Annotated in this window: 14 protein-coding genes; 1 reads left to right on the forward strand and 13 read right to left on the reverse strand. The window is 41.7% G+C overall.

From position 1 onward, the window contains the following. Window positions 1-22: 22 nt before the first annotated feature. From HMPREF2979_RS00160 to pbp1b, 4 genes are all read right to left on the reverse strand, one after another. Window positions 23-385 carry a DUF1033 family protein gene (locus tag HMPREF2979_RS00160; RefSeq protein ID WP_002885749.1) on the reverse strand — a complete coding sequence of 121 codons (363 nt, stop codon included), beginning with the start codon at window positions 383-385 and terminating at the stop codon, window positions 23-25. Between the two features lie 162 nt (window positions 386-547). Next, window positions 548-4,186, reverse strand: coding sequence for a DNA-directed RNA polymerase subunit beta' (rpoC, locus tag HMPREF2979_RS00165; protein ID WP_002887020.1), 3,639 nt, complete (start codon window positions 4,184-4,186; stop codon window positions 548-550). Between the two features lie 100 nt (window positions 4,187-4,286). Then, window positions 4,287-7,868 carry a DNA-directed RNA polymerase subunit beta gene (gene rpoB, locus HMPREF2979_RS00170; protein WP_002885744.1) on the reverse strand — a complete coding sequence of 1,194 codons (3,582 nt, stop codon included), beginning with the start codon at window positions 7,866-7,868 and terminating at the stop codon, window positions 4,287-4,289. Window positions 7,869-8,227: 359 nt separating this feature from the next. Beyond that, window positions 8,228-10,651, reverse strand: coding sequence for a penicillin-binding protein PBP1B (pbp1b, locus tag HMPREF2979_RS00175; protein WP_070654514.1), 2,424 nt, complete (start codon window positions 10,649-10,651; stop codon window positions 8,228-8,230). A gap of 101 nt (window positions 10,652-10,752) precedes the next feature. Between pbp1b and tyrS the strand changes: the two genes are divergently transcribed. Continuing rightward, a complete protein-coding gene (gene tyrS / locus HMPREF2979_RS00180; protein ID WP_002885869.1) occupies window positions 10,753-12,009 on the forward strand; it encodes a tyrosine--tRNA ligase in 1,257 nt (418 codons plus the stop codon). 129 nt (window positions 12,010-12,138) lie between these two features. Here tyrS and ilvC read toward each other — a convergent pair whose 3' ends face one another. The 9 genes from ilvC to HMPREF2979_RS00225 all read right to left on the reverse strand — a co-directional run bounded on the left by ilvC (window position 12,139) and on the right by HMPREF2979_RS00225 (window position 23,537). Further along, window positions 12,139-13,161, reverse strand: a complete 1,023-nt coding sequence (gene ilvC, locus HMPREF2979_RS00185) for a ketol-acid reductoisomerase (protein ID WP_002885764.1) — start codon at window positions 13,159-13,161, stop codon at window positions 12,139-12,141. A gap of 75 nt (window positions 13,162-13,236) precedes the next feature. Further along, window positions 13,237-13,713 (reverse strand): acetolactate synthase small subunit, encoded by a 477-nt coding sequence (gene ilvN / locus HMPREF2979_RS00190; protein ID WP_002887025.1) that lies wholly within the window; start codon window positions 13,711-13,713, stop codon window positions 13,237-13,239. Then, window positions 13,706-15,406 (reverse strand): acetolactate synthase large subunit, encoded by a 1,701-nt coding sequence (locus tag HMPREF2979_RS00195; protein ID WP_070654516.1) that lies wholly within the window; start codon window positions 15,404-15,406, stop codon window positions 13,706-13,708. Before HMPREF2979_RS00195 ends, ilvN begins: the two co-directional genes overlap by 8 nt. Before the next feature lie 133 nt (window positions 15,407-15,539). Then, window positions 15,540-17,261 (reverse strand): dihydroxy-acid dehydratase, encoded by a 1,722-nt coding sequence (gene ilvD / locus HMPREF2979_RS00200; RefSeq protein ID WP_070654518.1) that lies wholly within the window; start codon window positions 17,259-17,261, stop codon window positions 15,540-15,542. Between the two features lie 169 nt (window positions 17,262-17,430). Then, window positions 17,431-19,098, reverse strand: a complete 1,668-nt coding sequence (locus HMPREF2979_RS00205; protein WP_070654520.1) for a DAK2 domain-containing protein — start codon at window positions 19,096-19,098, stop codon at window positions 17,431-17,433. Beyond that, window positions 19,098-19,463, reverse strand: a complete 366-nt coding sequence (locus HMPREF2979_RS00210) for an Asp23/Gls24 family envelope stress response protein (RefSeq protein ID WP_002885694.1) — start codon at window positions 19,461-19,463, stop codon at window positions 19,098-19,100. The genes HMPREF2979_RS00205 and HMPREF2979_RS00210 overlap by 1 nt, the downstream gene beginning before the upstream one ends. A 111-nt stretch (window positions 19,464-19,574) precedes the next feature. Continuing rightward, window positions 19,575-20,861 carry an MATE family efflux transporter gene (locus HMPREF2979_RS00215; protein WP_070654522.1) on the reverse strand — a complete coding sequence of 429 codons (1,287 nt, stop codon included), beginning with the start codon at window positions 20,859-20,861 and terminating at the stop codon, window positions 19,575-19,577. 60 nt (window positions 20,862-20,921) lie between these two features. Continuing rightward, a complete protein-coding gene (gene thrC / locus HMPREF2979_RS00220) occupies window positions 20,922-22,406 on the reverse strand; it encodes a threonine synthase (protein ID WP_070654524.1) in 1,485 nt (494 codons plus the stop codon). 159 nt (window positions 22,407-22,565) lie between these two features. Next, window positions 22,566-23,537, reverse strand: coding sequence for a hypothetical protein (locus HMPREF2979_RS00225; protein WP_070654526.1), 972 nt, complete (start codon window positions 23,535-23,537; stop codon window positions 22,566-22,568). Window positions 23,538-23,554: the final 17 nt, after the last annotated feature.

Here is a 23,554-nt window from a genome sequence, read left to right on the forward strand (position 1 = left end):
AAATTTCGAGCTTCTGCATTATTTAACGTTTAATTTTACAGTGGGCATGATTTGGAAGGTCATTTCGCTTTTCATATCCCGGACGGTATTTTTCCTCAGGAATTTCCTGCCAATCATCCAAAAGAGCAATCGATTGATAGACCTGCAGGTATTCGTCACACTCCTCACACCAGTGCTTATCCTCTTGATCCCAAAAAGCAGTCATGACACTACTACGGCTGATATAACTTGGCAAGGTTTCTTCCATCGCAAACCAAAGTTTTTTATAGTACTTGAGGGCATCGTAAAAATCTTCAAATTCCTTTGTACTGATGATATCCTCTTGCCAGCCTTCTAGGAACCACCACGGCTCCAAATCCCCTTTCATTTCAACTACTTGGTACATTTTTCTTTCTCACTTCATCTTTGGTGTTCTTATTATACAAAATTTTCTGGAAAAGATAAAAAAAATGGTCTTCTATTTTATATTTATCAAAAATAGAAGAAATTCTAGTCATATAAATACGAAAAGAACCCACAATTCATTGTGAGTTCTTTTGCTTTCGTTTTAGTCTTCAGATGATTCCACAATTGCTTCATCAACAGCAATGTTTTCAATAACTTCAACTTCGTTAACTGAAAGTGGTTCAATGTTACGGTAACGAGCCATACCTGTACCAGCAGGGATAGTCTTACCAATGATAACATTTTCTTTCAGACCAAGGAGATGGTCTTTCTTACCACGGATAGCTGCATCTGTAAGGACACGTGTTGTTTCTTGGAAGGAAGCCGCTGACAAGAATGAATTTGTTTCAAGTGAGGCTTTCGTAATACCAAGAAGGACTGGACGAGATGTTGCAGGAACACCACCAGAGATAACAATATCCTTGTTAGCATCTGTGAAGTCAGAAATGTCCATAAGTGTACCTGGAAGGAGATCTGTATCACCTGGATCCATAACACGTACTTTACGAAGCATTTGACGAACCATTACTTCGACGTGTTTGTCACCGATTTCTACCCCTTGGCTACGGTAAACTTTTTGTACTTCTGCAAGAAGATAAGTTTCAACTGACAAGGTATCACGTACTTCAAGGAGACGTTTAGGTTGGATTGAACCTTCTGTCAAGGCCGCACCACGGTGTACTTCGTCACCCACTTCAACTTTCATACGAGCTGTAAATGGAACAACGTATTCACCCATTCCAGTCTTACCTTGAACGAAGACTTTCTTAGTACGTGTTGCAGCATCTTCTTCGATTTCAATAACAGTACCCTTAACTTCAGTGATAACCGCTTCCCCTTTAGGGTTACGTGCTTCAAAGATTTCCTGGATACGTGGAAGACCCTGTGTGATATCGGTATTTGAGGCTACCCCACCGGTGTGGAAGGTACGCATAGTAAGCTGTGTACCAGGTTCCCCGATAGATTGAGCAGCGATAGTACCAACTGCTTCACCAACTTCAACCGCATCACCTGTTGCCAAGTTGATACCGTAACAGTGACGGCAGACACCGTGACGTGTGTTACATGTAAAGACTGAACGGATAGTTACTTCTTCAACACCAGCATTGACAATAGCAGCAGCCATGTCTTCAGTAATCAAAGTATCTGGACCTACGATTACTTCACCTGTTGTAGGATTCTTAACTGATTTCTTAGTGTAACGACCTTGAAGACGTTCTTCAAGTGTTTCCGTAACTTCTTTACCGTCAGTAATCGCACGGATGAGAAGACCACGGTCTGTTCCACAGTCGTCTTCACGGATGATAACATCTTGGGCAACGTCAACCAAACGACGAGTAAGGTAACCTGAGTCGGCTGTCTTAAGGGCCGTATCGGTCATACCTTTACGCGCACCGTGAGTAGAGAAGAACATTTCCAAAACGCTCAAACCTTCACGGAAGTTTGAAAGGATAGGCAATTCCATGATACGTCCGTTAGGAGCGGCCATCAAACCACGCATACCGGCAAGTTGAGAGAAGTTAGAGATGTTACCACGAGCTCCTGAGTCCATCATCATAACGATTGGGTTCTTAGGATCTTGTGTTTCAATCAGACGTTTTTCAAGGGCTTCTTTCGCTTCACGCCATGTTGTTGTAACAGCAACATAACGGTCATCATCTGTCATCAAACCACGACGGAAGGCCTTGTTAATTTCTTCAACACGGTGGTGAGCAGCATCGATAATTTCTTGTTTGTTATCGATAACTGGAATATCGGCGATACCCACTGTCAAACCAGCAAGTGTTGAGTGGTAGTAACCAAGGTCTTTCAAACGGTCAAGGAAGGCTGATGTTTCAGTCGTACGAAGACGTTTGAAGGTTTCAGCGATGATGTTACCAAGATTTTTCTTCTTGAATGGTGCATTAATTTCCAAACTATCAATAACTGTTTGGATATCTTGACCAGGTTCAAGGAAGTATTTATCTGGTGTACTATCTGTCAAGTTCTCATTTGTTGTTTCTTGAAGATATGGAATTTCTGCTGGGATGATTGAGTTAAAGAGAATCTTACCAACAGTTGTAACCAAAATCTTATGAAGTTGGTTTTCTTTCCAAGGTTTATCAGGCATGCTGTCTACTGCAATACCTACACGGCTATGCAAGTGAACATAACCATTACGATAAGCCATAACTGCCTCATCAATATCCTTGAAGACCATACCTTCACCCTCACGGCCTTCTTCTTCCATAGTCAAGTAGTAGTTACCAAGAACCATATCCTGAGATGGCGTTACGACCGGTTTACCGTCTTTAGGGTTAAGGATGTGTTCAGCCGCAAGAAGGAGCAAACGTGCTTCAGCTTGAGCTTCTTCAGACAATGGAACGTGGATGGCCATTTGGTCACCGTCAAAGTCGGCATTGTAGGCCTCACATACCAATGGGTGAAGACGAAGGGCCTTACCATCAATCAAGACTGGTTCAAAGGCCTGGATACCCAAACGGTGGAGGGTAGGTGCGCGGTTAAGAAGTACTGGGTGTTCCTTGATAACATCTTCAAGAATATCCCAAATACGTTCATCGCCACGTTCAACCATACGTTTAGCGGCTTTCACGTTACCCGCGTATTCACGCGCAACGATTTCACGCATTACAAATGGTTTGAAAAGTTCGATGGCCATCAAACGTGGCACACCACATTGGTACATTTTAAGTGTTGGACCAACGGCGATAACGGAACGTCCAGAGAAGTCAACACGTTTACCAAGCAAGTTTTGACGGAAACGACCTTGTTTACCTTTAAGCATGTGGCTCAAAGATTTAAGTGGACGACTACCTGGTCCAGTAATTGGACGACCACGACGTCCATTATCGATAAGGGCATCTACCGCTTCTTGCAACATACGTTTTTCGTTTTGCACAATGATACCTGGAGCATTCAATTCAAGCAAACGAGCCAAACGGTTGTTACGGTTGATAACACGACGATAAAGATCGTTCAAGTCAGATGCCGCAAAACGTCCACCATCCAATTGAACCATTGGACGAAGGTCTGGTGGCAATACTGGCAAGATGTTAAGAACCATCCATTCTGGTTTGTTACCAGACTTGTAGAAGGCATCAAGAACGTCCAAACGACGAACTGCTTTAACACGTTTTTGACCAGTTGCTGTCTTCAACTCTTCTTTGAGTTCAGCAATTTCAGCTTCCAAATCCACTTGTTTCAAGAGATCTTGGATAGCTTCTGCACCCATTTTAGCGACAAATGAACCATGTCCATACTCTTGCAATTTTTCACGATATTCACGTTCTGTCAAGAGAGATTTTGGTTCAAGTGGTGTTTCCTTTGGATCGATAACCACGTAAGCTGCGAAGTAGATAACTTCTTCAAGCGCACGAGGGCTCATATCCAAAGTCAATCCCATACGAGAAGGGATTCCCTTGAAGTACCAGATGTGTGATACTGGTGCTTTCAACTCGATGTGACCCATACGTTCACGGCGAACCTTAGCACGTGTTACTTCAACACCACAGCGGTCACAAACGATACCTTTATAACGGATACGTTTGTATTTCCCACACGCACATTCCCAGTCTTTAGTAGGACCAAAGATTACTTCGTCGAAGAGTCCTTCGCGTTCTGGTTTGAGCGTACGGTAGTTGATTGTTTCAGGTTTCTTAACTTCACCATAAGACCATGAACGGACCTTAGTTGGTGAAGCTAGTGTGATTTGCATACTTTTAAATCGATTTACGTCAACCACTAGTATTACCTTTCTTTTGTTCTATTGACAATAGCAGCGCTATTCTCACCTTTATCAGCTACCTTAGCAGAGAGAGTGAACTCCCTCCCTAAAGCTTATTTTATTCTGTTTTATCTGAAGCTTCTTCTTTAGCTTTTTCTAATTCAGCAGCTTCTTTGGCTTGTTGTACACGTGCTTTTTCAAGATCATCGACGTGCATGACATCGTCGTCTTCACCTTCATCAAGATCACGCAATTCAACTTCGTAGTCATCCTCATCAAGGACACGCATATCAAGACCAAGTGATTGCAATTCTTTAACAAGTACTCGGAATGATTCTGGTACACCTGGTTTTGGAATTGGTTTACCTTTAGTGATAGCTTCATAGGCTTTCAAACGTCCGTTAACGTCATCTGACTTGTAAGTCAAGATTTCTTGAAGGATATTTGATGCACCATAAGCTTCAAGGGCCCAAACCTCCATCTCACCGAAACGTTGTCCACCAAATTGTGCTTTACCACCAAGAGGTTGTTGGGTAACAAGTGAGTAAGGACCAACTGAACGGGCGTGAAGTTTATCATCAACCATGTGGTGAAGTTTGATCATGTACATGACACCAACTGACACACGGTTATCAAATGGTTCACCTGTGCGTCCATCGTAAAGGATTGTCTTAGCATCACTATCCATACCTGCTTCACGAACAGTATCCCAGAGGTCTTCTGAGCTTGCCCCGTCAAAGACTGGTGTTGCGATGTGGATACCCAAGTTACGAGCAGCCATACCAAGGTGAAGTTCCATAACCTGACCGATGTTCATACGTGATGGCACCCCAAGAGGGTTCAACATGATATCAACTGGTGTACCGTCTGGAAGGTAAGGCATGTCTTCAACAGGAACAATACGAGAAACAACCCCTTTGTTACCGTGACGACCGGCCATCTTATCTCCGACCTTGATCTTACGTTTTTGTGCGATGTAAACACGAACAAGCATGTTAACACCTGATTGCAATTCATCACCGTTTGCACGTGTGAAGATTTTAACATCACGAACGACACCATCACCACCGTGAGGTACACGGAGTGATGTATCACGTACTTCACGAGATTTATCACCAAAGATAGCATGGAGAAGGCGTTCTTCAGCAGAAAGGTCTTTTTCACCCTTAGGTGTTACCTTACCAACAAGAATGTCACCTTCTTTAACCTCAGCACCGATACGGATAATACCCATTTCGTCAAGGTCTTTGAGGGCTTCTTCACCAACGTTTGGCAATTCACGTGTAATTTCTTCAGGCCCAAGCTTTGTATCACGTGTTTCTGATTCGAATTCTTCCAAGTGAACAGATGTATAAACGTCATCTTTCACAAGACGCTCACTCATGATAACGGCATCCTCGAAGTTGTAACCTTCCCATGTCATGTATGCGACAATAGGGTTTTGACCGAGGGCCATTTCTCCACCTTCCATAGATGGACCGTCAGCGATAAAGTCACCTTTTTCAACAATATCGCCAACCTTAACCAAAGTACGTTGGTTGTAGGCAGTACCTGAGTTTGAACGACGGAATTTTTGAATAGTATAAACATCAAGAGAACCATCTTCACGACGAACTTCAACTTTATCAGCATCAGAGTAAACAACTTTACCGTCGTGTTGAGCAATAACTGCAGCTCCTGAATCATGGGCAGCTTGATATTCCATACCAGTACCAACATAAGGTGCTTTAGGATCAATCAAAGGCACAGCCTGACGTTGCATGTTGGCACCCATGAGGGCACGGTTAGAGTCATCGTTTTCCAAGAAAGGAATACATGCTGTCGCAACGGCAACTACCTGTTTAGGAGAAACATCCACGAAATCTACAAGGTGTGATGGGTACTCTTGGTTATTACCTTGATGACGACCCATAACGATTTCTTCTGCAAATGTGCCATCTTCGTTCAATTTAGAGTTAGCCTGAGCAACTGTGTACTCATCTTCTTCATCGGCAGTCAACCAAACTACTTCGTTGGTTACTTTACCAGTTGCACGGTCAACCTTACGATATGGTGTTTGAATGAAACCATACTTGTTAAGGTGTCCGTATGAAGACAAGTTATTGATCAAACCGATGTTAGGTCCTTCAGGTGTTTCAATTGGACACATACGACCATAGTGCGTGTAGTGCACGTCACGAACTTCATATCCGGCACGGTCACGTGTCAAACCACCAGGTCCCAAGGCTGACAAACGACGTTTGTGTGACAACTCTGACAATGGGTTGTGTTGGTCCATGAACTGTGACAACTGTGAAGAACCGAAGAATTCTTTAACAGCTGCAGTTACAGGGCGAATATTGATGATTTGTTGTGGTGTCAAGACTTCGTTATCTTGAACTGACATACGCTCACGTACGTTACGTTCCATACGAGCCAAACCAATACGGAATTGGTTAGCAAGCAATTCACCAACGGCACGGATACGACGGTTACCAAGGTGGTCGATATCGTCTACTTTACCGATACCTTCAGCAAGGTTGAGGAAGTAGCTCATTTCAGCTAAGATATCCGCTGTTGTCAAAGCACGAACTTTATCATCTGGGTTGGCATTACCAACAATTGTAACTACACGATCTGGATCATTTGGTGCAACAACCTTGAATTTTTGAAGAACAACAGGTTCTGTAACCACCGCATAATCATTTGGTGTGTATACAAATTTGTTCAAATCACCATCCAAGTATTCTGCGATTGAATCAATCACATCACGTGTCATTTCAGTACCAGCTTCAACAAGGATTTCACCTGTTTCAGGATCTACCAAGTTTTCAGCAATTGTTTGTCCCAAAAGACGTGTCTTGATGTTAAGTTTTTTGTTGACTTTGTAACGACCAACAGCAGCCAAGTCATAACGACGTGGATCAAAGAAACGAGCTACAAGCAAGCTACGTGAGCTGTCGGCAGTTTTTGGTTCACCTGGACGAAGACGTTCATAAATTTCTTTAAGCGCTTCATCAGTACGTGAATCTGCTGGGTTTTTGTGGATATCTTTTTCAATGGTGTTACGAACCAACTCGCTATCACCAAAGATATCAACAATTTCGTCATCACCTGAGAATCCAAGCGCACGCACAAGCGTTGTGAATGGAATCTTACGTGTACGGTCGATACGAGTGTAGGCGATGTCTTTTGAATCTGTTTCAAGCTCAAGCCATGCCCCACGGTTAGGGATAACTGTTGATCCATAACCCACTTTACCGTTTTTATCAACCTTATCGTTAAAGTAAACACCAGGTGAGCGCACCAACTGAGAAACGATAATACGTTCACCACCATTGATGATGAAAGTACCCATCTCAGTCATAATAGGGAAATCTCCGAAGAAGACTTCCTGAGTTTTGATTTCACCAGTTTCTTTGTTAATAAGACGGAAAGTCACAAAGATAGGTGCTGAGTATGATGCATCGTGGATACGAGCTTCTTCAAGTGTATACTTAGGCTCTTTCAATTCGTAACCAACGAATTCCAATTCCATAGTGTCTGTGAAGTTTGAGATAGGAAGTACATCCTCAAAAACCTCTTTAAGACCAGTATCCAAGAATTCTTTGAATGAATCCGTTTGGATTTCAATCAAGTTTGGTAAATCAAGAACTTCTTTGATTCTTGAAAAACTACGACGGGTACGATGTTTCCCGTATTGAACGTCATGTCCTGCCAAGTCTTCTACTCCTTTTCTACATTCGAGACCTGCTTTGCAAGTCGTGCACTTTAAATATTTGTCTTCTGCCTTTTTCAGTTGCTTGTCCCATTGACAAGTGTTCAAACACCAACATCCACTCACCTGATTAATGATAAGCGAAAAATTTATTCTGTGAATTTTTAGAACCTTTAAATATGCATTACAACACTTGAAAATCCTAAAAATAAGCACAAAAATAGCAGCTAAATCTGACCGAAAAAACGTTGATTTAACTGCTGTATCTCTTGATTGGACAATATTTCAACCAAGTAAGACGACAAATAGTTGTCTATATTATACCTAATTTTTTACTTTTTTGCAAGTTTTCTTGGCAATTCCTAATGCCCTCCAAGAATGCTAGACCAGGCTTTTTGATAGTCACTGTCAGCTCCACCAATAGCAAACTTGTAAGTCGTATCTCCAGGTCCATTTTTAGCCCAGTAAGTATCAACCATTTCACCACTTACAGAAACATTACGACCATTGACAGACACTGTTGCTGGTTTAAGACCTGTTGATTTGAGCACACTTGCCTTAATGGCACTGGAATCGATATTAAACTTATCTCCAGTTTTAAAAATACCTGGATTTGCATTATAGATAGCGGAAGTCAAACGAGCCATATATTGCGCATTATAGGTGTAACCCGTTTTAGAATTGGTTGGTGTGTTATTGTCATAACCAGCCCAACCACCAAGAGTAATACCAGGCGTTGACACAATCAACCAAGCATCCGCAAAGTTATCTGTCGTTCCTGTTTTACCCATCCAGTCAGCTGAGGCTGCTGCACCATTGACATTTTTCAATTCAGAATGAAATTGAGTTGTTGCTCCTTTAACTACCACTTCTTTGAGCAGATTATCCATGATACTAGCCGTAGCTCTTGAAAAGACTTGCACCCCTTCAGATTTATGTTGATAGATAACTTCGCCAGTCCGGTCAGTAATACTATCAATCATATAGCCCTTCTCGTAGACGCCACCATTTGAAAGCATTTGATAGGCATTTACCTGTTGGGCAACCGTGGTTTCAATCCCTCCACCAAGAGGTAAACTCTCGATATTGTAATTAGCAATCTTATACCCCATCTTGGTCATGTAACCCTCAACATCAACATCATGACGTTGAAGCATTTGGTAAGTCCAAAAGGCTGGAATGTTCCACGAGGTATTGAGTGCCTCTTGGAGGTTCATCATAGCTGTACCCTTATCACCATCATGGAGAATAGGCGTTCCACCCGTAAAATTAGTTGGGTAGTTAGAAAGGATACTTGAGCTCCCCATCAAACCTTGATCAATAGCAATTCCATAAGCAATAATAGGCTTAATAGATGAGCCTGGGGAGCGTGCCGTATCAAAGGCATGGTTATTTTGATTATTTTCGTAACTACGACCACCAACAAATCCTAGAATTGCTCCAGTCGCATTATCCATGAGCACATTTCCAACTTCAACTCCACTATTGCCACCTTGGTCGAGGAGGCCACCATATTGACTCGCAGCATCTTGCATCGCATTATAAACTGCATTGTCAATAGTTGTCTTAACGCTGTAGCCACCAGTTTGGAGCTCTTGAAGGGCTCTCTCACGATAGCTTTCCTTTGTCTTATCATTTTTCAAATCTTGACTCGATACCTTGTCACGTTTAACGAGGTAATCATACATGACATCCTGAGCCTCAGACATAACAGAATAGTACAAATAGTCATGACTTACGGCATCAGACTTCTCACCGGCCTTGAAATCCTTAGTGATATCATAACTCTTATAGCTTTCGTACTGCGACTTATCTAGATAGCCACCGCGATAAAGATTGTAGAGTACATCTTGTTGACGTGCCAAGCCATAAGAAAGATCCTCTGCGTTTTTTAATTGACCGTCAGCTGTATAAGGTGAGTAGACAATTGGGCTCTGTGGTAAACCTGCCAGATAGGCAGCCTGAGGAACTGTCAAATCCGCTGCAGATACGCCAAAGATACCTTGAGCAGCCTCCTCAATACCAGCAATATTTTTCCCCTTGTTATTACGTCCAAAAGGAGAAACATTCAGATAATCGGTTAAAATTTCATTTTTAGAAACACGACGCTCCAATTGTAAGGCATAGATAATCTCTGCCGCCTTACGTTTAAAGGTTGGTGCATCTCCTGTTACCTGTTGCTTGATTAACTGCTGCGTTAGCGTCGAACCACCACTTGAAGAGCCAACTCCCAAAACTGATGACACCAAAGCCCTAAATACTGCCTTTGGCACGACACCCTTATGCTTCTTAAAATTTTCATCCTCAGTCGCAATGATGGCATTTTTGACATTGTTAGAAATCGCATCACTCTCAATAGGCGTTCTCAGCAAGTCAGTGTCAATATCCGCAATCTTCTTGGAATCGGAATAGCTCATCGAAGATACCAAACTAACCTCACTAATCTGATTCAACAAGGTTTTGTCCTTAATCGACGGAACAGACTCAATTTGACTCCCCAAATAACCCAAACCAATTCCTGCACCGAACAAGGTAAGGACGATAATAACCACATAAAAGAAATCAGACAAAAGCTTTAAGGTTTTTAAGAAAACATCACCCATGTCTAAGAGTGTCATCCGGTCCTCAGGCGACTTTCTCCCTTGCTTACGATTCCACTTAGAATCAGTCGTAGCTTTCCTTTCATTAAAAGATTTATCCCCTCTTTTAGACCTAGAACCAGCAAACTTTGTGCGAATAGCCTGCCCTAGTCGTCTAAAATAATTTATTATTTTTTCAAAATTCATAGAAATACCTCAAAGCCTATTATAACAAACTTTGACAAAGCTTGCATAGGCCTACTTTCTTTTGGTATAATGGTGCAGAATATACTTTACTGGAGAATATCATGACAATTTTTGAAGAACTAAAAGCACGTGGCTTGATTTTTCAAACCACAGATGAAGAAGCCCTTGTAAAAGCCTTTGAAGAGGGACCAGTCTCATACTACACTGGTTATGACCCAACAGCAGACAGTCTCCACCTTGGACACCTTGTAGCTATCCTTACAAGTCGCCGACTTCAATTGGCTGGACACAAACCTTACGCCCTCGTTGGTGGTGCAACAGGTTTGATTGGTGACCCATCATTTAAAGATGCTGAACGTAGCCTCCAAACCAAAGAAACCGTTGAAGGTTGGGTTGAAAAAATCCAAGGTCAGCTTTCTCGTTTCCTTGATTTTGAAAATGGTGACAATAAAGCCGTTATGGTCAACAACTATGATTGGTTTGGTTCAGTCAGCTTCATCGATTTCTTGCGTGACGTGGGTAAATACTTCACAGTTAACTACATGATGAGTAAGGAATCTGTTAAGAAACGTATCGAAACAGGTATCTCTTACACTGAGTTTGCCTACCAAATCATGCAAGGTTACGATTTCTACGAACTCAACGATAAGTACGGCGTAACCCTCCAAATTGGTGGTTCTGACCAATGGGGTAACATGACAGCAGGTACTGAGCTCTTGCGTCGTAAAGCGGACAAATCTGGACACGTTATCACAGTTCCACTTATCACAGATTCAACTGGTAAAAAATTCGGTAAATCTGAAGGTAACGCTGTCTGGCTTGATGCTACTAAAACAACACCTTACGAAATGTACCAATTCTGGCTTAACGTTATGGATGATGATGCTGTTCGCTTCTTGAAGATTTTCACTTTCTTGTCACTTGAAGAAATCGAAGAAATCGGTAAAGAATTTGACCAAGCTCGTCACCAACGTTTGGCACAAAAGGTTTTGGCTCGTGAAGTTGTTACTTTGGTTCACGGTAAAGAAGCCTACGAACAAGCTGTTCACATCACTGAACAACTCTTCGCTGGTAACCTTAAAGCTCTCTCAGCACGTGACCTTAAAGTTGCCCTTAACGGTGTCCCAACTTATGAGATCTCAGCAGATGAAAATCTGAACATCGTTGAACTTCTCGTTAATGCTAAGATTTCACCTTCTAAACGCCAAGCACGTGAAGATGTCCAAAACGGTGCTATCTACATTAATGGTGAACGTGTACAAGACTTGGATTACACTCTATCAGATGCAGATAAAATTGATAATGAAATTACAGTTATCCGTCGTGGTAAGAAGAAAAACTTTGTCTTGACTTACTAATTTATAGCTATTCTCACTCCTTAATGGAGTGAGTTTTTTTTACCAAAAAAGAGCAGTAGGATTGATTCCCAACTACTCTCTTCAGAACACAAAAAAACCAGCACTAGGCTGGTTTTTGAGACTATCACATTAGTTATAGATTTTGAATGCGTCATCGTCGTTTTGACCAACGAATGGCATTGCTTTACGCAATTCAGCACCAACTTTTTCGATTTCAAGGTTAGCAGCTTCTTCACGGTAAGCAGTAAGTTTTGGACGTCCAGCTTTGTAGTCGTTAACGAAGTCGTTAGCAAATTTACCGTTTTGGATGTCAGCAAGAACTGCTTTCATGTTTTCTTTCACTTGTTCAGTGATAACACGTGGACCTGATACGTAGTCACCGAATTCAGCAGTGTTAGAAATTGATTGACGCATTTTCTTGAATCCACCTTCGTAGATCAAGTCAACGATCAATTTCATTTCGTGAAGCACTTCAAAGTAAGCCAATTCTGGAGCATATCCAGCTTCAGTCAAGACTTCAAAACCAGCCTCGATAAGGGCAGTCAAACCACCACAAAGAACTGCTTGTTCACCAAACAAATCTTCTTCAGTTTCTTCTTTATATGTTGTTTCAAGAAGACCAACGCGTGCTGCACCAACACCTTTACACCAGTCCATAGCGATGTCTTTAGCGTTACCTGTAGCATCTTGGTATACTGCGTAAAGTGCAGGAACACCAAAACCTTCTTCAAATGTACGACGTACCAAGTGACCTGGTCCTTTAGGAGCACACATGAAGACATCAACATCTTTAGGAACTTTGATGAATTCAAAGTGGATGTTAAATCCGTGTGCAAAACCAACAGCGTTACCAGCTTCAAGGTTTGGAGCAATTTCTGCTTCGTAAAGTTCTTGTTGGATTTCGTCTGGAGCCAAGATCATGATAACGTCAGCCAATTTAGTTGCTTCTGCTACTGTGTAAGTATCAAAACCATCTTCTTTAGCTTTATCAAATGATTTACCTGGACGAACACCGATAATCACATCGTGACCTGTATCACGCAAGTTTTGTGCATGTGCATGACCTTGTGAACCGTAACCGATAACGGCGATTTTTTTACCGTCAAGTGCTGCTACTTTTACGTCTTTTTCATATTCCATTTGAACTGCCATAGTAATATGTCTCTTTTCTAAAAAAATATTTTATTGCCTTTTTAAGGCTGGGTTAACAAATTTAAGTTGGATTTTTTAATCACGGGTAAATCCAGTAGCACCCGTACGAGCGATATTCTTGATTCCGTAAGGACGAATAACTCGTAGAAGCGCCTCGCTCTTTTCAGCATCACCAGTCATCTGGATAGTGATAGAGCTTGGTGCCACATCAACTACCGAAGCACGGAAAGGTTGAATAATCGCCAAGATTTCAGCACGCTTAGAGGTTGGTGCTGATACCTTAACTAGGATAACTTCACGTTCCAAGTGTGGCTGATCCGTGATATCACGGATACGAATCACATCAATCTGACGATTAAGCTGTTTGATGATTTGTTCCACTTCATTTTGAGAATTCACATCAATAATAATCGTAATACGTGAAACGTTAGGATCCTCAGAAGCCCCTACAGAGATACTTTCAATATTAACTTGACGTCGTGAAAGAACACCTGTGAAGCGGTTAAGGACACCCGAACGGTTCTGAAGTTTAGCTGTTAACATTCTACGCATTGAACTTCACCCCCAACATTTCGTGATTACTCTTACCAGCCGGAACGATTGGCAAGACATGCTCTTTACGAGAGATATCTACCTCGATGAACATTGGCACGTCTTCCTTGATAACTTCCAAATCCTGATCAATTGTCTCTGGATTATCAAACTTGTAAGACTTAATGCCATAAGCTTGAGCCATCAATTGGAAATCTGGAAGGGTATCAAAGACAGACTCTGATGTACGCCCTTCGTAGAAGGACTCTTGCCATTGACGTACCATACCAAGTGAGTGGTTGTTCAACATAACAACCTTGATTGGCACCTTGTAAACATTTAAGATAGCCAATTCTTGGTTCGTCATTTGGAAACCACCATCACCAACAAAAAGGATAACTTCTTTATCAGGATTAGCAATTTTGGCACCAATTGCTGCTGGGACACCAAATCCCATTGTTCCAAGACCACCTGAGGTCACCAGTTGACGCTCATTTTGGTATGGATAATACTGAGCTGTCCACATTTGATGTTGACCAACGTCAGTAACAACAACGGCATCACCCTTAGTCAATTCACCGATACGCTCGATAACTGCCTGAGGCTGTACCATACGTTCTTTCTTATCGTAAGAACGTACACGCTCTTTGTCTTTTGTGACTTTTTCAATCCATTTTTCAGTGTTATTCTGAACCACTGGCTCTGCCAAGAGCATTTCAAGAGCTTGCTTGGCATCACCAACAACTGGAAGGTCCACTGCAATAATTTTACCAATCTCAGCTGGATCTACATCAATATGGACAACCTTAGCATTCTTAGCAAATGTTTTAGGATTACCTGTCAAACGGTCATCAAAACGACAACCAATGGCAATCATAAAGTCAGCATCGGTCATAGCAATGTTAGCTGCATATGAACCGTGCATACCACCCATACCCAAGAAAAGGGGATGACTAGTAGCAATTGTCCCTTGTCCTAGAAGACTTGTGACAACTGGGATTTGGTAGCGTTCTGCAAAAGCAACTAGCTCCTTAGCAGATTCAGAATAAGACACCCCACCTCCAGCTACAATAACCGGCTTCTTAGCTTTACCCAACTGCTTCAAGATTTTCTTGATTTGCATTTCGTTTGGTCTTAGCGTCGGTTGGTAACTTGGAAGATTAATTTCAGGATCGTTGATGAAGGCTGTTTCCTTAGCTACAACATCTTTAGGGAGGTCGATAACAACTGGACCAGGACGACCAGTTATTGCAATATGAACCGCTTCCCTAATAATACGAGGAATATCAGCTGTATCGCGAATCTGATAATTGTATTTTGTAATCGGCATGGTAATTCCGACAATGTCAGCCTCTTGGAAGGCATCCTTACCAATACCTGGTGTTGCTACCTGACCAGTAAAGACTAGGAGAGGTACGCTATCACTCATAGCATCTGCAATCCCTGTAATAGCATTAGTGGCACCAGGACCACTCGTTACAAGAGCAACACCGAGTTTACCAGTTGATTTGGCATAACCTTCAGCTTCGTGCAGACTTCCTTGCTCATGACGAGATAAGATATGATTAATCTTGTCATTTTTGTAAATAGCATCATACAAAGGAAGAACCGCTCCGCCAGGATATCCAAAGATAGTTGAAATCCCAAGTTCAAGAAGTGTATCAAGAATCAAATCAGCACCAGAGCGTGCTTCTTCAAGTTCAATTTTCTTCACATGGACCTCCTTTAGTAGTTGTTTTTTTCGAATTGTCTAAAAATTCAAAACCTTGTATACTATGATAACATTTTTAACCAAATTTGCAAGGGTTTCAGAGAAAAATATCACAAACTCTTCGGAAAGAATGTTCTTAGTTTTTTTCTTGTGCTTGACGTTCTGCTTTACGTTCTTCGAATTCTTCGTCACTCATCAAAGTTCCGCCGACGTTGGCTGATTTAGCAAAGGCTGTATAGCGACGCAACCAACCACTTGAAATTTTTGATTTGAAAGGTTTCAAATGTTTGCGACGTTCTTCAAGGGTTGCATCATCGACAAGTAGATCAAGGGTACGATTTGGAAGATCAATCACGATTTCATCGCCATCTTCGATTAGGGCGATATTACCACCTTCTGCTGCTTCTGGAGAAACGTGACCAATAGCAATACCACGAGTCGCTCCTGAGAAACGACCATCCGTAATCAGAGCCACATCCTTACCAAGACCGCGTCCGACAATCTTAGAAGTTGGTGCCAACATTTCTGGCATACCAGGTCCACCCTGAGGACCCTCGTAACGAATGACAACGACATGTCCCTTCTTAACTGTTCCATTGTCAATCAACTCAAGGGCTTGATCTTGTGAATCACAACAAATAGCTTTACCGCGGAAAGTTTTAACAGATGGATCTACACCACCGACCTTGATAACAGCTCCATCCTGAGCAATATTTCCGTAAAGGATAGACAAACCACCAACTGGTGAAATAGGATGCTCAATCGGATGGATAATTTCTTCATTTTTAATTTCAGCACCAGCTACGTTTTCTTTCAAGGTTTTACCAGTAACTGTAATACGGTCACCCTTAATAGCTCCCTTTTTAATCAACTGATTGATAATGGCTGGAACACCGCCAGCTTCATGCACATCATGCATGGTGTAAACACTTGAAGGTGCAATTTTAGAGAGATAAGGTGTCTTCTTGGCAATTTCGTTAATGTCCTTAAGGTCATAGTCAATACCAGCCTCACGCGCAATAGCAAGGGTATGGAGAACAGTATTGGTTGAACCACCCATGGCCATATCAAGAGCAAACGCATCATCGATAGCTTCTTTGGTCACAATATCACGTGGGCGAACATTATTTTTGATGTTATCCATCAATTTAGTAGCTGCTTGACGGACCAATTCACGACGTTCATCTGAAACGGCTAGGATGGTACCATTACCTGGAAGGGCAAGACCCAAAACTTCCATCAAACAGTTCATTGAGTTGGCGGTAAACATTCCTGAACATGACCCACAAGTTGGGCAGGCATTTTTCTCCAAGTAATCGAGTTCTTCCCTGCTCATATCACCAGCTTGATAAGTACCAACAGCTTCAAACAAGCTTGATAGAGTAGCCTGATGACCTGTCATGTCAACGCCACCCTTCATAGGGCCACCAGAACAAAATACTGCTGGCACATTAGTACGCATGGCTGCCAAAATCATCCCTGGCGTAATCTTATCACAGTTAGGAATATAGAAAACCCCGTCAAACCAGTGGGCATTAATAACTGTTTCTGCAGAATCGGCAATCAATTCACGAGATGGAAGACTGTAACGCATCCCAATATGCCCCATGGCAATCCCATCGTCCACACCAATGGTATTAAACTCAAAAGGAATACCGCCAGCCTCGCGGATGGCTTCCTTGGCAATATCTGCTAATTCACGCAAGTGAACATGCCCTGGGACAATATCAATATAAGAGTTACAAATAGCAATGAAGGGCTTTTGCATATCCTTGGCAGATTTAACTTGCCCAGTCGCATACAAAAGTCCGCGTGCTGGTGCCTTATCAACACCAACTTTGATCATATCACTTCTCATGATGTTACCTTCAATCTATAAAATTTCTTACAACATATGTTACCACTTTGGAAAGTAATGTCAAGGAATTTTCAGAATATTTCTGTAATTTCGAAAAGACGTCCCAACCGTATCAAAACTGACAAAACAAAAAGGAAGCCATAAGACTTCCTAAATGATTATTTCAATATTATTCAACACTAAAGAGGTATGGATAAACTGGTTGGTCTCCTTGGAAGATTTCAACTTCAATATCTTCGTGAGCCTCTTCCAATTTTTCCGCAAGTGCTTGAGCTTGTTCTTGATTACCCTCTTCGCCGACGTAAATCATAACAATTTCACTGTCTTCGTCAATCATCTTGTCAAAGGTGTCAAGAAGGGCTTGGTCCATATCTGGTGTAGACACAAGGATCTTACCATCAACCATACCAAGGATATCATTTTCATGAATCTCAAGACCATCAATAGTTGTATCACGTACCGCCAAGGTCACGCTACCACTTGTTACATCTGAAAGACTAGCTGTCATAGCTTCAACGTTCGCTTCGATACTTTGGCTAGGATCAAAAGCAAGCAAACTTGTAAAGCCTTGTGGTACTGTACGTGTTTCAACAACAGCCGCATTGACATCTACTACTTCAGCAGCTGATTGTGCTGCCATAAAGATGTTTTTATTGTTTGGCAAGATGATAACATTCTTAGCATTAACCTGCTCAATAGCCTTAACAATGTCTTCTGTTGATGGGTTCATTGTTTGACCACCTGAAATCACATAGTCAACACCTTGTGATTTGAAGATATCTGCAAGCCCATCTCCAGCAACAACTGCAATAAGAGCAAAGTCTTTAGGAGCAGAAGGTGCAGCTTGGATAGCTTCTTCTTTTTGAACTTGTGCATCGTGTTGGTTACGCATGTTGTCAACCTTAACTTTGACAAGAGCCCCATATTTAAGACCTTCTTGCATGACAAGACCTGGATCCTCAGTGTGGACGTGAACTTTGACAATTTCATCGTCATTAACAACAAGGAGAGAATCCCCAAGGTTACTCAAGTAATTTTGGAACTCTTCATAGTCGAAGTCTTTCACATAAGTTGGACCTTGTTTGAGACCAATCATGATTTCCGTACAGTAACCAAAAGTAATGTCTTCTGTTGCAACATGACCAGCAACTGACTTATGATGTTCTGCATTGATCATCTCTGTCATCGTAGCAGGTGTCGCTTGGAAGTCCTCTGAAGCGATATACTCACCTGTGAGGGCTGACAAGAAACCTTCATAAATGAGGACCAAACCTTGACCACCTGAGTCTACCACACCGACTTCTTTCAAAACTGGAAGCATCTCTGGTGTCTTAGCCAAGGCAGCTTTAGCTCCATCAAGAGCTGCACGCATAACCTCAACAGCATCATTTGTAGATTCAGCTTTCTTAATTGCTGCTGAAGCTGCACCACGAGATACTGTAAGGATTGTTCCTTCGACAGGTTTCATAACAGCTTTATAAGCAACTTCAACCCCTGCTTGGAAGGCATGAGCTAGATCTTGGCCGTCAAGTTCCGTTTTATCCTTGATACTTTGACCAAATCCACGGAACAATTGTGACGTGATAACACCTGAGTTACCACGGGCACCCATTAAAAGACCTTTAGACAAAATCTGACCAACTTCACCAACTGTTGAAGCTGATTGATCTGCGACAGCTTTGGCTCCGTTATCCATAGTCATTCCCATGTTTGTTCCAGTATCTCCATCTGGTACTGGAAAGACATTGAGTGAATTCACATATTCTGCTTGCTTACCTAGACGTGTTGCTGCCGCTTGGACCATCTCCTGAAGCAAGCTTGTTGTAATTTTAGACACTAGTTTTCTCCTACGACTTTAATATTTTGAACGTAAACATTTACTGTTTCAGCCTTGATACCGAGTTGATTCTCGAGATTAAATTTCACACGTTCTTGAATATTTTTTGAAACCTCACTAATCTTAACACCGTAACTCATAACAGTGTAGACATCCACAGTGATACCTGCATCAGTAGATTTCACGACAACTCCTTTTGCGTAGTTTTCTTTTCCAAGAAGTGCTTGAAAATTATCTCGGATAGCACTCTTACTTGCCATACCGACAACGCCAAAAATTTCTGTTGCTGAACCGCCAACTACTGTTGCGATGACATCATCTGACAATTCGATTTGACCATCTTTTGTATTGATTTTTACAGTCATAATTACTACCTCAAAAAGTTTTTATCAGCTTATTTTACCATATTCGAGCCCACTTGTAAAAAATAAGAAGAAGATACCCTTTGAATAAGAGCATCTCCTCAGTATTTATCATTAAAACTTTCTCTTTACGAGATAACGACGATACATCACGTAGAGGAAGATTGCACGCCATACATTATCAACAACGGTTGCAATCCAGACTCCGGCAAGACCCATTCCCAGACTCACCCCAAGGAAGTATCCTGAGAAAATTCGGATGATCCACATCCCAATTGTCGTCGCATAGAAAGGCATCTTAGCCTTACCCAGACCTTGCCAAACTGCTGTGTAGACTAGAGTCCCCGAAGTCACAGGATTCCCAAGGAAAGAATAAAGAATAACTACCTGACTAGCCGCAATAGCTGCTTTATTATCTGTAAAGAGACCCGATAATCCTTGTCCAAAAAGCAAGATGCTCCCTGAAACTAGAACCATCAAAAAGGTTGAAATCCAATAAGACTCTCGTATAATACGCTTCATCTGCGTCTTATCCCCTCGACCCAGACTATTGGCAACCAAGATAACCGTAGCCGTTGCGACTCCCATACCAGGCATATAGTTAAACTGAGTGAGGTTTTCACCAATGGCGTTACCACCGACAACGGCTGTACCAAAGGTAACAATAATAGCCACGATGACCACATCTCCAGCACGCATCATCAGTCGTTCACCTGCTGCTGGCAGTGCAATCCCCAACAACTCTCTATTAAAAGGTTTGGTAATTTCAAGCTGCTTCACATCTAGTTTCATCGCTTGCCAGAGTATCACTGTCCCAACCAGACGAGAGAAAACCGTAGCTGTAGCTACCCCAATAATCCCCCAATGTCCCACAAAGATGGCTAAAGAAGATAAAATAGCATTAAGAACATTGGTCAAAAGACTGACGACCATGGAAATACGAGGCCGTCCCTTGGCCCGTAGGATGTTACCAAAAGTAGTCATCAAGGCTAGGAAGACCACTCCTCCACCGACAAGAGCAAGGTAGAGACTACCAGCCTGAGTCACAGATTGCTCAGTACCTAAAAGATTAAGAATGGCCCCACCACCAAAAATGGAAAGTAGACCAAGGATGAGACTAAGAGCAAGGGTAATAATAATAGCATCCCAAGTGTCTCGGTTAGTCGCTTTAACATCACCTTTTCCTAAACTTCTGGCAATGACACTGGCACTTGAGGCTCCTAGAGCAATAAAGATAGCTTGGTAAATCGTAATGATATTATTGGCTACGGAAACCCCCGATATAGCGATAATACCAACCTGGGCCACTAGGTAAGAATCGACAACCCCCATCAACATTTGTAGAAGGTTTTCGGCCATAGCAGGCAAGGCTATGTTTAGAATTTTCTTTGTTTCTGTCATAATATTCTTTTCTATATTGATAAAAATAGGGCTGATTTCTCAGCTCCTATTTTTTTATTCTTATACACCAAGATAGCTTTCAACTGCTTTTTGCATATCAGCTGCCGCAACAACTGTTTTATGGCGAACTTCTGCATGTTCAAGTCCATCTACAGCCGCTGGGATAGCTACACCTGAAAGTTGGTGCAAATCTTCTACTGCTTTGAAATCATCCCCACTGTCTTTACCAGTGACAGCTGAAACAGCCACACGTGGGAATTTGTATGGGCTAGCTGTTGAAGCGATAACTGTTGGTGTGTGGTCATCTGTCTTTTGAACATATGCTTCGTAAACAGCTGAGGCAACTGCTGTATGAGGATCTTCGATATACTTGTCTTCATCATAGACACGCTTGATTTCAGCAGCTGTTTCATCCTCAGTTGCAAAACCTGCTGCAAACAAATCAAGAATATCTTTATCTGCATCAGCCAAAGTATACTCACCCTTAGTCACAAGTGCATCCATAAGCTCTTTAGTCTTAGTAGCATCATTACCAAGAAGGTGGAAAATCAAGCGTTCCAAGTTAGAAGATACCAAGATATCCATAGAAGGGCTTGTTGTTACCTTGAAGTCACGTTTCTTGTCATAAGTACCCGTTGCGAAGAAGTCTGTAAGGACGTTATTTTCATTAGAAGCACAGATTAATTTGCCAACTGGAACACCAATCTGACGCGCATAATAAGCCGCCAAGATGTTACCAAAGTTTCCTGTTGGTACTGTGAAGTTCACCTTATCTCCGTTTTGGATATGACCTGCCTTAACCAACTGTGCATAGGCATATACATAGTAAACCACTTGCGGTACCAAACGACCAACGTTCATTGAGTTAGCTGATGAGAATTGCGTATGATGATCCAACAATTTCTCACGCAAATCAACATCATTAAACATACGTTTCACATCTGTTTGAGCATCATCAAAGTTACCATCAATAGCAATAACGTGCGTATTAGCTCCTGTTTGAGTGGTCATTTGCAATTCTTGGATTTTTGAAACACCATCTTTTGGATAAAAGACAATAATTTCAGTTCCTGGAACATCTGCAAAACCAGCCATGGCAGCCTTACCAGTATCTCCTGATGTCGCTGTCAAGATGACAATCTTATTATCAACACCTTGTTTTTTAGCTGATGTTGTTAGCAAATAAGGCAAGATTGAAAGAGCCATATCTTTGAAAGCGATGGTAGAACCATGGAAAAGTTCAAGGTTGTAGTGGTTCTTAAGTTTAACTACTGGTGCGATGGCAGCTGTATCAAACTTGTCATCATAAGCATTTGTGATACAGTAATCCAATTCCTCTTCAGTGAAATCATCCAAGAAAGCAGACAAAACCAATTTAGCAACTTCTTGGTAAGAAGCGTCTTTCAATTGGTCAAAGTCCAAAGCAACTTCAGGTGTTGACAACGGTGTGAACAAGCCACCATCTGTTGCCAAACCTTGAAGAATAGCCTGACTAGCTGTTACTTTATTATTTTCGTCACGTGTTGATTGGTATACAAGTGTCATGGTAAATCCTCTTTTTAGATAGTCTTTGGCTCTATTGTATCATAATTGTCAGAATATTTCTACACGTATTGTGACTTGGGGGGAAATCATTCGTATGTCACCTCATTATCCCCTCTAAAAGACACGAAAAAATCCGGAATCTCTATTCCGGATGTCATCTTAAAATTTATCTTTGGTATCATTCTTAGTTGAGAAAGTAATATCTTTTGATTTGCCATCGCCACTAAGCGTTACTTTATTATCTTTTTTAGTAACTTTTAGCTCTTGACCTTTTTTCACATTGAGACCATCGATATCAACGTCTTTGTTGACAGAAGTAACAGTCATCTTATGCCCCAAACGACTAACCTTCCCTTTGAAAAGAGTTGTCGTTGTTTCACCTGTCTTAGAATCATACTTTTGATCACTGTCTTTAGCAGCTTTTTCAAGAGCCTCATCAAGTTCTTTTTCTATTGTTTCCTCACTGTAATAATTTTCGAAGGAATCTCCATAGAAGGCTTTAAATAAATCTCCAAAAGCTGAGAAGGACTTCTGAACCCTCTCACGATAGTCCTTGATATAGGTTTTCTTATCAAAAGTATAACTAGCAGTCACCTTGGCATTGCTACCTTTTACCTTCATGGTTACGGCAGTGTCTGTAAAGTACTTTTCAAGCTCCTTACTGTCCAAGTCTGTCAAGCTTTCAGACATGCTTGAGCTATACTCTCTACCTAGAGAACTACTGTACCATTTGCCATCAATATTACCTGTCACATAACGGTAAGTCATAAAACCACCAATACATAAGAAGATAAGAACTACGGCTGATAAGACTGAAACCAGAATGCGTTTTTTCTTTTTGGGATCCATTGGTTTTTTAGGAGCCACATTTGCCATAGCTGCTTGTCCTTCTGGAAAAGCAACCGTAGAAGGTGCTGTTACTACTGGCACTGCTTCAGTTGGTGCAGGACTTGTACTTGTCTCAACGATTTCCGCCTCAACCTTAATAGGTTCAGTTGTAGCGGTAGCTTCTTCTTTGGCTGGCTCTTCGTTAACAAACTCTCCAGCTTTTAAAGCGTCAGCCATTTCCTGAACACTAGGCTTACGTCCGTTTACCGTCTCAAAATAGTCCAACCATTCTGCTCTTGTCATTTATATTCCCCTTTAAT

The sequence above is a fragment of the Streptococcus sp. HMSC078H12 genome, assembly GCF_001814615.1.
GTDB lineage: Bacteria > Bacillota > Bacilli > Lactobacillales > Streptococcaceae > Streptococcus > Streptococcus salivarius_F.

What these genes read in the sequence shown, in the direction of transcription:
- ilvD (WP_070654518.1), bottom strand. Translation starts at nt 17,261, where the DNA reads ATGAGAAGTGATATGATCAAAGTTGGTGTTGATAAGGCACCAGCACGC.
- HMPREF2979_RS00160 (WP_002885749.1), bottom strand. Translation starts at nt 385, where the DNA reads ATGTACCAAGTAGTTGAAATGAAAGGGGATTTGGAGCCGTGGTGGTTC.
- HMPREF2979_RS00225 (WP_070654526.1), bottom strand. Translation starts at nt 23,537, where the DNA reads ATGACAAGAGCAGAATGGTTGGACTATTTTGAGACGGTAAACGGACGT.
- HMPREF2979_RS00210 (WP_002885694.1), bottom strand. Translation starts at nt 19,463, where the DNA reads ATGACTGTAAAAATCAATACAAAAGATGGTCAAATCGAATTGTCAGAT.
- thrC (WP_070654524.1), bottom strand. Translation starts at nt 22,406, where the DNA reads ATGACACTTGTATACCAATCAACACGTGACGAAAATAATAAAGTAACA.
- ilvN (WP_002887025.1), bottom strand. Translation starts at nt 13,713, where the DNA reads ATGCGTAGAATGTTAACAGCTAAACTTCAGAACCGTTCGGGTGTCCTT.
- tyrS (WP_002885869.1), top strand. Translation starts at nt 10,753, where the DNA reads ATGACAATTTTTGAAGAACTAAAAGCACGTGGCTTGATTTTTCAAACC.
- pbp1b (WP_070654514.1), bottom strand. Translation starts at nt 10,651, where the DNA reads ATGAATTTTGAAAAAATAATAAATTATTTTAGACGACTAGGGCAGGCT.
- HMPREF2979_RS00215 (WP_070654522.1), bottom strand. Translation starts at nt 20,861, where the DNA reads ATGACAGAAACAAAGAAAATTCTAAACATAGCCTTGCCTGCTATGGCC.
- ilvC (WP_002885764.1), bottom strand. Translation starts at nt 13,161, where the DNA reads ATGGCAGTTCAAATGGAATATGAAAAAGACGTAAAAGTAGCAGCACTT.